This window comes from Algibacter sp., from assembly GCF_039977455.1.
Taxonomy (GTDB): domain Bacteria; phylum Bacteroidota; class Bacteroidia; order Flavobacteriales; family Flavobacteriaceae; genus Algibacter_B.
Genome location: NZ_JBDWDG010000022.1, coordinates 1 through 14,932, shown reverse-complemented (window position 1 = coordinate 14,932; position 14,932 = coordinate 1). Strand labels below are relative to the sequence as shown.

Sequence of the window (14,932 nt, the reverse complement as noted above, 5' to 3'; positions counted from 1 at the left end):
ATACATAAATAATGAAGTCTACAATACTTTTTATAATCGTTATGCCCGTGTTACTGTTTGTTTCGTTTCAAGATATCCATGAAATGAAGCAGGTAGAGATACAGGTGTCTACTCTTGCAGAACTTAAAGATGCTGTTAAAAGCAGTAATCAAAATATTGTAATGAAACCTGGTCATTATATCATTACCGAATTGCCAGAGGATGAAAGAAGTATTGTGTGTTCGGGTTCTAATAATACTATTAATCTTAAAGGTGTGTATATTAATTTTCCTGTGGGCACTTGTAAGGATGCTCATTTTAATTTTACTGGGTCTAACAATAAACTTTCAGGTGGCGTTTTTGAAGATACCTATCAAAATGGAATGACCGAAGTTACTGATTTTGGTAACTACAATCAAAACAGAAAAACCTTAGCAAAAGGTCTTAAAGGTGGTGCTAATATTAGAGTTTCGGGCAACGGAAACACCATTGAAGGTATAAAGTTAACGGTAAGAGGATCGTTTCCATATGGCTATGGCAATATGTACGGTATTGGTAGAAGTAATGCCACGGGTTTGGATAAACGCTGTGCTTTATTAATTACAGGGGTCGGGAATACAGTGGATAACTGCGAGTTTCAACATCGCGCATTTGGTCATGTTATTTATATGCAGAAAAATGCCGATAAAACACTTATTAAAAACACGTATATTGAAGGAGCGGTACGCCCAAGTAACGATACGTATACTGAAACTAACAATGGCGATTTACCAAAACGGTTCGATTTTAAAATGCCTTTAGGTCAAATGCAAGGGTTGCCTATTCCGCGAGATGTTATGTTTAACCTCACCGAAGATGGCATACGAGCCTATAATATTCCTGGATCGGTAACTGTAGAAAATTGTAAAGTGGTTAAATGTCGTGGCGGTATAAAACTTTATATGGCAAAAGGAGATGTTAAAGTGAGTAATAGTACAGTTTTGGATTGTGTTGTAGAAGGATATTCTTTAAATAATGGCGGCGAGTTGATTAATTGTAAAGGTAATGCAGCTTATGGTCCATTGCTTTATATGCATTTTGATAAAGTTTCAAATCAAAAAATAGATCTTACGGTATTGCCAGCGCCACACGCTGTTGGTAATCATGTGTTTGCTGCAATAAAAGGGCATGGTCATAATATAACGCTAAAACGAGCAAAATATAAGGGCCAAATTGATAATATGCTAAGGCCAATAGTAGTTGGTTATAAGGCGCGTTTTGAGTTTTTAACCACCAGTTATCCAGGAGTTCCTGAAGGCTATGAAGAGAATTTTAATACTCATTTTGGTAACAAAACATATCAAGCCTCAAATATTTCGATTAAAAATGAAACAGAATACCCAGTTATTATTGGTGATATGTCTAAACATAATAGCATTGAAAGCTTCGGGAATGTCACTAATCTAGGTGAAATGAATACTGTAGAAAACATTTTAAAAAAATAATAGTACAGAACAAGACTTTATAACTATTATTAATGAAAGCGTACATGTGTTATAGTTAAAGAACTATAGTTTATATAAACTGCTTTCTTCAAAATTTATATTTGTGGAGGTTGAATATTATAAGTATCCAATCACTACAAATTATTTCAATGTATTTAAGCTAAACAAACTTCATTTAACTAAACTAGAATTATGAAAAAAACAGAATTACTTAAAATAGTAATGGTAGTCTTTTTGTTATCCATGTATCAAAATAGTAATGCGCAAACGGTGGTTAGCTCTTTGGCTGCATTTAAAACAGCTATAGCTAATAGCAATCAAGACATTACGTTACAAGCAGGAAATTATAACTTAGAAGATTTAGCAAGTGGATCAAGGGTTATTACATTCTCTGGTTCAAACAATACTATTACTTTAACCAATGTTCACATAGAAGTTCCTGTAGGTAGCATTCGTGAATCGTATATTCTTGTAACTGGTAATAATAACATAATTAATGGTGGCGAGATTGAAGATACCTATAGAAATGGTTTAACCGAAATAACCGATTTCGTGGCATACCACCAAGATTCAGCAAACTTAGCATATGGTCTTAAAGGAGCGGCAGTTATGACGGTTTCTGGAACAGACAATTTAGTAGATGGTCTTAAATTAACGGTACGCGGTTCTCATCTTTATGGTTATGGAAGCATGTATGGTATTAATCAATACAATACATTTGGCATGAATAAACGTTGTGGATTATTGATTAATGGCCCAAGAAATACCTTAGACCATGTTGAAGTGCAAATGAGAGCTTTTGGTCATGGTATTTATATGCAAGGTGATGCCGACGAAACACTAATTAAAAATACTTTAGTAGAAGGTCGTGTTCGTGCATATGCAGATTTGTATAACGAGACCGATCCAAATTCTTTTCCATATAGATCAGACTATAAATTGCCAGAAACATCTAATACTGATTATGAGATGCCTTTTAGTTCTGATGTAGAGCCCATTCCAACAGATCAGGTGTTTTCACTTAGTGAAGATGGTATTAGATCATATACAGGAACAGGAAGTGTGACTGTTGAGAATTGTACAGTTAAAAAAATGCGAGGCGGTATTCGTTTATATTTAGGTAATAATTGTTCTGTAACCAACTCTACGGCTATCGATTGTGGGAGTACCAACTTTAATATGCCTACTGGAGGTACTATTACTAGTTCTAGTGGGAATTTTGCTTATGCTCCATTATCTGATTTTAGGTTGAGTAGAAATAATATGGATATAGAATGGACCATAATACCTTCGCCACATGCCATGGGGCCTCATAATTTAGTGGATGTTCAGGGTAGTGGACATAATATTGTTTTTCATCGTACAGAAGGACCTATTGATACCGAAGAAGAGCGTGCTATTGTAGTAACGGGTAATAATTCAACCATTATAAACGAAACAGAATATAATATTGTTCTTGAAGCGGGCACAAGCGGAAATACTATTTATAGTTGTGGAGGTGGAATGGTAACGGATAATGGAACTAACAATACGGTAACTACGTTTGAAAATTGCGAGGATATTAATAATGTGTGCCCCAAAACAGCGGCATTAATGGAGGGTGAATGTTACGATAGTATGTATGGAGTTCAAACAGAAGCCTGTGCTGAAGGTGGTTTAAATCTAGGTTATATTAATAATGAAAATTGGGTGAAGTTTGAAGGCATTGATTTAAATGGTATTAAATCGGTACATGCTAGAACAGCAGGTAAATACGATGGCGGAACCATTGAAGTGCGTTTAGATGATGTAGCTGGGGCATTAATTGCAACTATACCTGTAAGCAATAGAGGAGGATGGCAATCTTGGGGAACAGACTCTGTAGATATTCCGAGTTTTACTGAAGGTGTTTATGATGTTTATTTTGTGTTTAAAAGCGCAAGAACAGGTTCTATTTTTAACATAAATTGGTTTAGTTTTTCTGAAGAGTCGTTATCCGTTAATTCAAATGTTTTGGCTGTTAATCTGGGCATCTTTCCTAATCCAGCAAGTAAAGAAATTACAGTTTCATTAAATAATACAGGGCTAGATATAAGTCAGGCTAAAATCACTTTATACAACATAACAGGTCAAGAAGTGTTGGCCGTAAAACCTCAAAATAGTAAAAAAACAACGCTAGATGTATCTCATATACAAAATGGTATTTATTTTCTAAAAGTGAGTGATAAGTTTAATGTGATTACTAAAAAGGTAGTTAAACTTTAGGGCGGATTCTAACTAATTTATTTAAAATTTTAATAGTACTTCACAAAGAAGAAGAGATAAAATAAACTCCTAAAAGTAATAATGTTTTTTATTACTTTTAAGAGTTTATTGTTTTAATGATCAGGTTCCAAATGCAACTTATGGCCGTTAGATTTAATTATAGGCTATAATTGATAGAAAACGAATCATAATTTATATGTCATTTTTTAGCTTCGATGTATTTTTATTTAAAAATAAAAGTACTAACTAATTAAGCTATTATGAAACTAGAAATCCCTAATCCTTTGGCGAAGATTTCGCAAATATTAAAACATAAATTTACTTGGTTTGTTTTTTTGTTTTTTGGAATAATCGGATTTGTTAATGCACAATTCGTTCATCCAGGAATCACTCATAAAAAATCAGATTTAGATAGAATAAAAGCCATGGTCGAGGCGCAAATAGATCCTTGGTACACATCTTATCAGGAAATGGTGTCCGATCCTAAGTCAAATTATAATTATGTAGTTCAAGGCGATCCTTCATTTACAGAATTAGGTCGAGATAATAACGTTAATTATGGCGCATGGAATAGCGATATTAGAGCGGCCTATTACAATGCATTACGATGGTATGTTGAAGGTGATTCGCGACATGCCGATAAAGCCATTGAAATATTTAATGCTTGGGTAAATCTTGAAGCCGTAACAAGTAATGGTACTACCGCTTTAAGTGGTGGTGTAGCTTATATTATGATTGAAGCTGCCGAAATTATAAAACATACTTATACAGGCTGGACAGAAGTAGACAGAAACAAGTTTGAAGATATGTTGGTCTTTCCATATTATTCTAACACCGAAGTGCCATCGGGCGTGTCTAGAACCTACGGAACCTTTTATTGGCAATCTTATTTAGGCGATCCTATTCGTCATGGAAATCAAGGGTTATCGGGATGGAGAACTATTATGGCCATGGGGATATTTTTGGATAACGAAATTATGTACGATCGTGCTTTACGTTACATAAAAGGGCTTACACATAGGGCTGACGATTTACCTTATCCAGCAGGTCCAAATACCAGCGATAATATTACAGATTCCAGCGAGTATGCAGATACTTATAGCATTACAAGAGGGTATTCGCAAGAAGATTATGGCTATAATGAGGTCATGACTAATTACATTTGGGAAAACGGGCAATGTCAAGAAAGTTCTAGAGATCAACAACATACTGCTTTTGGTATAGGTTTGTTAACGTCTATGGCAGAAATGGCATGGAATCAAGGCGAGGATTTGTATGGGCATACAGACAATAGACTATTGCTAGGTTTGGAGTATAACATGAAATACAATGTGTCTGCTATTGAAACCTATAGCGATCAATCAACACCATGGGTGCCAACCGTTGAATCGGGAGAGTTTATACAACGTATGGATAGGACAGGGCGTTGGTACTCTAAAGCTATAAGTCCAGAAGGAAGAGGAGACTTTCCTGGTATTAGGCCAGTGTTTGAAATGCCTGTAGCGCATTATGTAGGGCGAGGTTTAAAAGCTGAAGCAGATTTACTTTGGACCACGCGTGCTCGCGATAAAGCCATTGAGGTTTCAGGATACGAAGCAGCAGGTTGGACTAACGATGCAATTGGATGGGGCGCACTTACTGCACGTCGTCCTGTATATTGTTATGGCGATCCTATTTCTGGGTTCGATACTAATGATTTACCCGTTTATGCCATGAATTTTACAGAAACTACCATTCAAGCTGAAAATTTCGATTATGATCCTATTCAAAACGGCGAAGGTCGTGTGTATCATGATTTAAGTGCATCCAATAGTGGTGGAGCTTATAGAACTTTTGATGGTGTGGATGTTGAAAATAATATAGATGGCGGTTATCATATTTCAGCGATAGAAGCGGGTGAATGGCTTACATATACTATTTCGGTTTCAGAAAGAGCTTATTATAGTATAAATATTAATTATGCTGCATCTCAATCGGGTGGAACCATGAAGTTTAGTTTTGGTGGCGAGGAAAAAACAGGAGATATAGAAGTACCTTTTGGAGCACCAAATTCAACGAACGATTTCGATTGGAAAACATATACTATTGCTGAAGACCTACTTTTAGATGCAGGGGTTCAAAGTTTCAAAATCATGTTTAATGGAACTTCCGAAGCTTTTAAATTAGATAGTTTTTCAATTGCCAAAACAGGAATTGCTAAAAGCGACCAATCTATTCAATTTTTTACAATATCAGATAAAGTAGTAGGAACATCAGATTTTGACCCCGAAGCAACTGCAAGCTCAGGATTACCAGTAAGCTATACCACTTCAAACCCAGCTGTGGCAACCATTGTAGACGGAAAAGTGCATGTTGTAGGCGCAGGAACAGTAACCATTACTGCTAATCAAGCTGGAGATGCTTCATTTAATGCCGCACCTAGTGTGTCGCAAGATTTACGCGTGGTTGATGCCGTTGAAGGAACAATGACTTTGGATGTTTTAGCCGATACCTATGTAAGAGATGCAGGGAATGCCAATAATAATTATGGTTCCGATGATAATATAGTAACAGTGGCATCTGGTCGTTTTGGGTATTTAAAGTTCGATTTAAGTGGTGTTCCTGGAACAATAATATCTGCCAAACTTAGAATATACCAAAGGACAACTTTTAAATTTTCTCGAAGTATTTATGATGTAGCAGATGATAGTTGGGAAGAAAATGTAATTACTTATAATAATAGGCCGTCATTTGAAAATGAACGCGCTCGTATAACAACAAATTCAGGTTGGAATGAATGGGATATTTCTTCGTATGCAGCTCAAGAATATAGTAATGATAAATTAATAACTGTAGTTGTTAAAGATCCCGTAGATCCAGAAGCTAGTGCAAAAGGTGTTGATTTCCGGTCTAAAGAATATGACTCAGGTAGTGTTGCACCTGTGTTGGTGGTAGAGTATTCTAGTGAGTCTTTAAGTGTTAACGATATTTCTCAATGTATAGAACTTTACCCAAACCCTGTTACAAATGAGTTAAAGGTATCATTATTAAAATCATTTAACTTTAATGACCATAAAACGAATGTGTCACTTTATAGTTTACAGGGTCAAAAATTAATGGAAGTAAGTCCTAATGGTGGAGAAGTAAACCTAGATGTTTCAAAACTTAATACCGGCGTTTATGTGCTTATGGTTAAAAACGGATCAAATATCGCTTCAAAAAAAATAATAAAACTGTAATTTTACATAGAAAAGATTATAAACTCAATTTAACTTCATGAAATTCAATTTAAAAAACACTATTAATCTATGCTTTACTTGTCTTTGTCTATTGCTGTTATCAAGTTGTAAAGGTGATAAAAAGGAACAAGTAGCGGCCAATGAAACTACTAATCAAAAACCAAATGTTATTCTAATAATGGTCGATGATGTGGGGTATGGAGATATAGCAGCTCATGGAAACGAATGGATTAAAACTCCAAACATTGATAAATTATACAATGAAAGTACACGTTTAACAGATTATCATGTAAGCCCAACTTGTGCACCAACGCGTGCAGCGTTTATGACGGGACATCACAATTACAGAACCGGAGTGTTTTTTACTATTAAAGGTAGGTCGCTTATTCTTGAAAGAGAAAAAACTATGGCACAGGTTTTTAAAGAAAACGGATACAATACAGCAATGTTTGGTAAATGGCACTTAGGTGATAATTACCCATTTCGCCCGCAAGACAAAGGTTTTGATGAGGTGCTTATGAATAATGGTGGTGGCATAGGGCAAACCATGGATTATTGGGATAATGATTATTTTGATGATACCTACGTGCATAATGGTAAACTAGAAAAATTTGAAGGCTATTGTACAGATGTCTGGTTCGAAAATGCAAAACAATATATTGGTAAACAAAAGGATAAGCCATTCTTTTGTTACTTATCTACTAATGCGGCACACTCGCCGTATTGGGTAGACGATAAATATTCTGCTCCATATAAGGATAACGATAATATTCCAAATGCCGCCTTTTATGGCATGATTGCAAATATTGATGAAAATCTTGGTAATTTGGTCGAATACTTAAATTCTATTGATTTAATGGATAATACCATTCTAATTTTTACTGCAGATAATGGTTCGGCAGCAGGAAATAAAATGGGCGAAGGTCAAGACCGATTGGATGGTTTTATTGCCAAAGGTAATAATGCTGGAATGCGTGGGGTAAAAGCAAGTATGTACGAAGGGGGACATCGTGTTCCATTCTATATTCATTGGAAAAATGGAGGTATTAATGTAGGTAAAGATATCAATGCCTTAACGGCTCATTACGATATACTTCCAACTTTGGTAGATTTATGTGAATTAGAGCTTAAAGAAGATTTAAAGTTTGATGGTTCAAGTCTAGTGCCTTTAATGGCGGGTGATAATTCTAAGTTTGAAGATAGAATAGTATATGTAAACACACAGTTTTCTACAGATCCAGTGCCTTGGAAAAGAACAGCTTTAATGCATAAAAATTGGAGATTGGTTGAAGGAACAGAATTGTATAATTTAGATACCGATCCAGAACAACGTACAAATATAGCAGATCAATATCCTGAAAAAGTGGAAACTTATAAAGCTGCTTATGATAAGTGGTGGGCCGAAATATCGCCAACTTTTGTAGAAAAGCCATATTTTATTGTTGGTAACGAAGCAGAAAACCCAACAACATTATTTTGTCATGATTGGCATAGCGAAACCTTTACGCCTTGGAAACAAGATCATATTAGAACAGGGCAAGTAAACAATGGGTTTTGGCGTGTAAAAGTTGAAGAGCCAGGAACCTACACTTTAAAATTACGTAGATGGCCAGCAGAAACAAATTTAGCATTAGGAGCAAAAGCACCTTTACGTCCGGCGCTTGAAGGAACAAGTGTTACGCCAAGTAAAAAATCCAAGGCTTTAGTTATAAAAAATTCTAGAATCGAAATTCAAAATATCAAAATGTCTAAAGCAGTCGATCTAGAAGCAGAATATGTGGAATATACAGTTGAATTAGAAAAAGGTGAAACGCATTTTAAAACATGGTTTACTTTAGAAGATGGTGTGGAAATCGGAGCTTATTATGCCACTGTCGAAAAACTTAACTAACCTGAACTTATAAATTAAAATAAATGAAAAACTATAGAGATTTAATACTATTTTCTGCTTTTGGATTACTATTGCTTGCCGTTACAGGTTGTAAAGGAAAAGCAGATACTAAAGCAGAATCGCAAAAAGAAACAAAGCGACCTAATTTCTTGTTTGTGCTAGTGGACGATCAATCACCATTCGATTTAAAGACCTACGATCCTAATTCAATTTTAGAAACACCAACTATAAGTAAGTTAGCAAGTCAAGGTATTGTTATTGAACAAGCACGGCATATGGGATCTATGAATGGTGCCGTATGTACACCGTCTCGCCACATGATAATGAGTGGGCGTACGTTATGGCATTTACCACCTAGTGCAGAGTTTCAAAAGCAAACCGATCCGCATGAAATCGACGAGCAGACTATAGGGGCTGTATTTAATAGAGCGGGTTATAAAACCATGAGAACTTGTAAAAAAGGAAATTCTTATCCAGGAGCCAACAGACAATTTACGGTGGTTAAGGATGCTACCAAACGTGGGGGAAGTGAGGAAACAGGTAGCGCTTGGCATGCTAAACAAGTATTAAGTTATTTAGATGATAGAGAGCAAGGAAAAGAAGAAGATCCCTTCTTTATATATTTCGGCTTTTCTCATCCGCACGATACCCGTAATGGAACACCAGAATTATTAGAAAAATATGGTGCTATAAATCATAAAGATAAAAACTCATTACCACCGTTAAACGATAAGCAACCGCAATTACCACCAAATTATTTGGAGAAACATCCGTTTCATCATGGTCATCTAGATTTAAGAGATGAGGTAAGAGTTAGTGGTGTTTGGGAAAATAGAGATGAAAATACCATTAGAAATGAATTAGGTAGAGAGTTCGCATGTTCAGAAAATATCGATATTCAATTAGAAAAGGTATTAAGTAAACTTGAAGCTATGGGCGAATTAGATAATACGTATATTATTTATACAGCCGATCATGGCATGGCAATTGGCCGTCATGGATTACAAGGAAAACAAAATCTTTACGAACATACATGGCGTGTACCTTTTATAGTAACAGGGCCCAATTTGCCTGCAGGTAAACGTGTTGACGGTAATGTTTATTTATTAGATGTATTGCCAACATTATGTGATTTAGCTGGTATTGAAGCGCCAGAAACAGTTGAGGGAAAAAGCTTTGTGCCTGTTTTAAAAGGAGAAAAAGAAACCATGAGAGATGTTATGTATGGTGTATATGCCGGAGGAACAAAACCAGGGATGCGTACAGTTAAAAAAGGCGATTGGAAACTTATAAAATACGATGTCCTTGATGGCGCTGTGAGAGAAACGCAGTTATTTAATTTAGCTGAAAATCCTAATGAGTATTTACCAGAGCATGGTAAAACCGGAGAGATGGAAACTAATTTGGCAAATAATCCAAAATATGCCGATAAGCTGGCTGAAATGGAAGCGTTGTTATTAGAGCAAATGCAAACTTATAATGATCCATATCGTTTGTGGGATCAACCGCAAATCAATTAATAAAGTAATCTTATTAATTTTAAAAGTGCTGTATTCTAATATTTAGGATGCAGCACTTTTTATTTCTATGATTTTTATAGTTTAAAGTGGATATGAGTGATAATTTCAAAACAAAGCATCATAATTTACAGACAAATCTTTAATAGATTGATAGTTTTAGCTACAACTAAACAAACTTTAAATATGAAAAAAAATAATTACTTAAAAACTTTTAGGTTAACGTGGCTACTTTGTTTTTTATCAGCATCAATATGGGCGCTAGATGAAACAGTTCAGCCAGGAGAAAACATCCAAACAGCTATTAACAACGTTGCCGCTAGTGGCGGTGGAACGGTAACACTTGCAGCAGGTACTCACAATATTACTACACCTGTAAGAATGAAAAGCAACATAACCCTTCAAGGCGAAGGTAATTGGGCAAGTTTGCTTAAAACTACAGTTAACATGAAAATGATTATTCATGATTCTGAAGGGTTGGTAAATCTAGTAATCCAGAACCTTGCTATAGAAGGAACAAATGCATCAAATGGCGGAGGAATAGAAATTACAGCCAATGATAATGTTGAGCATGATAATGTTCAAATTTTAAATGTTCATTGTTATAAAACGGGTTGGGGTGTTCATATTAAGGGAACAACAAATTTACTGGTTAAAGATTGTCTGTTCGAAGAAAATGGTACAGCAGGACAAGAAGGTTTTGCGCATAATATGTATTTGCGAAGAGTATACGGCGCAGAAGTTAGAGATAGTAAATTTTTAAATTCCACTTCAGCTAATGGAATCAATATCTCTTACAGTTCGGATACTAAAGTGTACAATTGTGAAATGTCAGGGAATTACTTTAGAGGTATAAGAGCTGCTGTTACCGATGGGTATTTGGTTCACGATTGCGTAGTTAAGGATAATGGAGATGTTGGTGTTTTTGCCAATGCCGAGGTAGGTGTGGTTACCACTAATATAGATATTAGACGTAATTGTGTTTCAAACAACGGAAAGGACGGAATTAGAGCGTTGAATAATGCCACGGGTTCTGTTATTGATAATAATTCTTACGGAAATGGTTCCGTTAGTGGGGCGGATTACGATTTGCCATCAGGAGTAGAATCGGCATTAAATATTTCAGACAATTCGGTTATTTGCACCTATAGTGATGCTCCAAGTGTTAGTCTAACAGCTAGATTTCAAAATGATACAGTAGTACTAGATTGGGGTAATAACAATATAACACCAGTAAAACAAGATGTATTTAGAGATACAGACTCAGACCCTAGTGGCAGACAGTTAATAGCAAGTAACGTAAGTGGTACAAGTTTTACCGATACTTCGGTTTCAGCGGAAACCACGTATTGGTATTGGATTAAAGTGCAAGGTCAAACCATTACAGTAAATTCGGATGCCGCAATGGTAGAGCCAGACCCAGATCCAAATGTAACTCTAACAGCAACAGCAGGAAGTAATAAAGTTACATTAGATTGGCTTGTGGAAGGAATAACTCTTGGGAGTTCGGGTATTCAAGGGGTTTTTAGAGATACCGATTCAGACCCTGGCGGTAGGCAGTTACTTGCCAACCGTGTAACGGGATCAACATATACCGATAATACCGCACTTAACGGAACTACATATTGGTATTGGATAAAGGTTACGGACGAAAACTCAACCAATTATAATTCAAATGCAGCAGAAGCTTCACCTGATGAAAGTTTATCAATTCAAAGTAATTCTAAAAAAACGCAACAGATAAAAGTTTTTCCTAACCCAGCAAATAATGAAGTTTATTTGGTTAATGCTATTGGAGCAAAAGTTGCCCTTTATAATGTTTTAGGTACAGAAATTTTAACCGTAGCTGTTATTCAAAATAGCCAATTAATAGATATTAGTCATTTAAATAATGGAGTTTATTTTATAAAAATCTTAAAAGAAGGACGTGCCGTTACAAAAAAACTAATTAAGAAATAATGAAACTTATTATTAAAGGTAAAGAATCAATTTACTTCATTAATTCATTGATTTGTAACATGGTGCTGTTTATGGTTAGCGTAACGGCTTTTAGTCAATCCATTGAAATAAATTCTACCAATTACAGGCAAACTATTGATATGATTGGAGGTGATATGGAACGTAGTGCTTCGGCCGTTCAAAGTGCTCAAAATAAAGGCGATATTCTACAGTGGAGTTTCGGGGATATCAATTTTAACGTTTGTAGAGTTCAATACGACAAAAATCAAGAATTAACAGAAGGTAATAAAAACTGGTCGTTTTATAATAAGCAAGTTGCCACTATGCAAGCCATTAAGGCCATTAATCCTGATATTAAGTTTTTTGCTACCATGAGGTCCGATTATGATGGTTACGGCGACGATAATAATATGCCAGATTGGATACATACTTATAGTTCTAAGGCAACAAATGTTGAAAAGTATGGGGTGTTTTTAGCAGATTACTGCGAGTATATGAGCCAGCAAGGTGTGGCAATTTCAATGTTATCTACAGCAAAAGAATGGATGTGGCATGTAAGAGCATCTGAAGCCAAAGATATTATTAACACACTATATGCCGAGTTAGATGAACGTGGTATTGAGAAGCCTGTAATTATCGATCAAGGATTCTGGAGCATAACGGCAGGATTAACGTATCTAAAAGATGTAGAATCGCTAGGAACAAAAGATTTATACACCGGTTTTTGTAGCCACAACTATTCTAATCTAGGGCCAGAAAAGTGGGTAGAAATTACAGAAAAGGCAGTCGCATTAGGAAAACCTATGTATGATGATGAAACCAGTACAGGAAGTGGATCGCCTACCTATGGTGAAGAAAGAGCAATGTTTAAGCAAATTGATGAGTACATTAAAAAAGCCGAAAGGTACAAGGCTGGTTTAAGTGGTGAGGTTTATTTTGAGATTTGGTCTCGCGGAATCAATAAGGAAACTAGGTCAATTTATTTTCCGTCTAACGGAGAAGGTAGACGGCTTAGAGGGTATTACATGATGAAACAATTTTCTAATAATATTTTAAATCATACGTATCTTACTTCTACTGTAAATAATGCATCCAATGTTTATACAATTACCTTTAGAAAAGATGATAAAATGGTGTTGTGGGTTATTAATGAAGGTAATACAGCATATACCTTACCCATAAGTTTAGATCAATCTACTATAACAAGTGAGGTAAGTGCACATTATTGGACAAACAATACACCAATTGAAGGAGTAACAACATCTTACCCTGCATCAGGAAATACATTTATACCTACAATAGGAGAAGAAAGCATGAGTTGTTTCATCTTTAATGTAACTGAAGATGCTGTTGATGTTTGTACCTTACCTCAAACCTCAATAATTGAAGCAGAATGTTACAGCGTCATGCAAGGTGTAACCACCGAGGCAAGTACAGAAGGCACAGATAATGTAACGAGTATTGAAAATGGCGATTGGCTTAAATTTGAATCTGTAGAATTAAGTGAAGGCGTAACTCAGTTTAATGCTAGAGTATCTTCAAATACAGCTGGTGGGAATATTGAGCTTAGAACAGGAAGTGAAACAGGAACTTTAATTGGATCCTTAACAATTGCAAATACCGACGGTCTACAAAATTGGGAAACCGTAACTACAAATATTTCAGAACTTTCGGGGACACAAGATTTATATTTCGTTTTTTCTGGAGCTTCTGGCAGTTTATTTAATGTAAATTGGTTTCAGCTTCAAGCTGCACCGTCTTCAGTAACGCTTAATGCAGAAACATCTAACAAAACAGTTGATTTAACTTGGACTGCACAAAACATAGAAGCCGTAACTCAAAACATTTACAGAAACGCTTATTTTAGTGAAACAGGAAAAACCCTAATAGCCGAAAATGTTACTGGTTCTACGTATTCAGATACTTCAGTTAATAATGGAGAAACTTATTTTTACTGGATAGAATTAATCGATGCCTCATCAAACTTAACCAAATCCAATACAGTGGAGGCTAAACCTTCAATACCCAATCTTGCTTTAGCTTCAAACGGTAGTATTGCTACACAGTCATCGACGGCCTATAACGGCCCTCCGGAATTGGCTATTGATGGTAACACAGATGGTAATTTTAATAATGGATCTGTTTCACATACCGAAAATGGAACTGCTGGATCAAATACACTTAAATGGTGGCAAGTAGATTTACAGGTAAATTATAACATAGAAACCATCAATATCTACAATAGAACAGGAAGCAATTATGGTGAAAGACTAAATAATTTTACCGTTGAAGTGAAAGATGCCAATGGAGACGTAACATTTAGTCAATTATATACAGATTACCCAAACCCATTATTAACAATAGAAACTGGCGGAGTAATTGGTCGTGTGGTAAGAATTTCAAAAACCTCCGATAATGGTATAACCTTAGCCGAGGTTGAGGTTTATGGCGAGGACGCTTCACTTTCAAACACAAACTTTGAAAAACAAAATGTTGAAGTTTACCCAAACCCCGTATCAAATAATTTAACGGTGCTTATGCCAAATTCGAAATTCAATCAATATACCATTTTTGATATTAGTGGACGAGTAAATAAACAAGGCGTTATTACAAATGATTTACAGAAACTCAATATTGATT

General features: G+C 35.6%; 7 protein-coding genes. All 7 read left to right on the top strand.

Going from position 1 to position 14,932, the window contains the following annotated elements; translation table 11 throughout:
• Nucleotides 1–11: 11 nt before the first annotated feature.
• Complete coding sequence (locus ABJM36_RS09060; protein ID WP_348451142.1) at nucleotides 12–1,463, top strand: hypothetical protein; 1,452 nt, start codon at nucleotides 12–14, stop codon at nucleotides 1,461–1,463.
• Between the two features lie 192 nt (nucleotides 1,464–1,655).
• Nucleotides 1,656–3,707, top strand: coding sequence for a carbohydrate-binding protein (locus ABJM36_RS09055; RefSeq protein ID WP_348451141.1), 2,052 nt, complete (start codon nucleotides 1,656–1,658; stop codon nucleotides 3,705–3,707).
• 260 nt (nucleotides 3,708–3,967) lie between these two features.
• On the top strand, nucleotides 3,968–6,925 hold the full coding sequence (locus tag ABJM36_RS09050; RefSeq protein ID WP_348451140.1) for a DNRLRE domain-containing protein: 2,958 nt from the start codon (nucleotides 3,968–3,970) through the stop codon (nucleotides 6,923–6,925).
• A gap of 37 nt (nucleotides 6,926–6,962) precedes the next feature.
• Nucleotides 6,963–8,816, top strand: a complete 1,854-nt coding sequence (locus tag ABJM36_RS09045; RefSeq protein WP_348451139.1) for an arylsulfatase — start codon at nucleotides 6,963–6,965, stop codon at nucleotides 8,814–8,816.
• A 23-nt stretch (nucleotides 8,817–8,839) separates the two neighbouring features.
• Nucleotides 8,840–10,336 carry a sulfatase-like hydrolase/transferase gene (locus ABJM36_RS09040; RefSeq protein WP_348451138.1) on the top strand — a complete coding sequence of 499 codons (1,497 nt, stop codon included), beginning with the start codon at nucleotides 8,840–8,842 and terminating at the stop codon, nucleotides 10,334–10,336.
• A gap of 183 nt (nucleotides 10,337–10,519) precedes the next feature.
• Entirely contained in the window at nucleotides 10,520–12,292 is a 1,773-nt protein-coding gene (locus ABJM36_RS09035) for a right-handed parallel beta-helix repeat-containing protein (protein WP_348451137.1), read from the top strand.
• Nucleotides 12,292–14,932: carbohydrate-binding protein (locus ABJM36_RS09030; protein ID WP_348451136.1), on the top strand; the 2,641-nt coding region annotated here is incomplete at its 3' end. The genes ABJM36_RS09035 and ABJM36_RS09030, both read left to right, overlap by 1 nt.

Bases quoted from the DNA above. Each gene is read 5' to 3' on its own strand.
- ABJM36_RS09055 (WP_348451141.1), top strand. From the start codon at position 1,656: ATGAAAAAAACAGAATTACTTAAAATAGTAATGGTAGTCTTTTTGTTA.
- ABJM36_RS09045 (WP_348451139.1), top strand. From the start codon at position 6,963: ATGAAATTCAATTTAAAAAACACTATTAATCTATGCTTTACTTGTCTT.
- ABJM36_RS09050 (WP_348451140.1), top strand. From the start codon at position 3,968: ATGAAACTAGAAATCCCTAATCCTTTGGCGAAGATTTCGCAAATATTA.
- ABJM36_RS09040 (WP_348451138.1), top strand. From the start codon at position 8,840: ATGAAAAACTATAGAGATTTAATACTATTTTCTGCTTTTGGATTACTA.
- ABJM36_RS09060 (WP_348451142.1), top strand. From the start codon at position 12: ATGAAGTCTACAATACTTTTTATAATCGTTATGCCCGTGTTACTGTTT.
- ABJM36_RS09035 (WP_348451137.1), top strand. From the start codon at position 10,520: ATGAAAAAAAATAATTACTTAAAAACTTTTAGGTTAACGTGGCTACTT.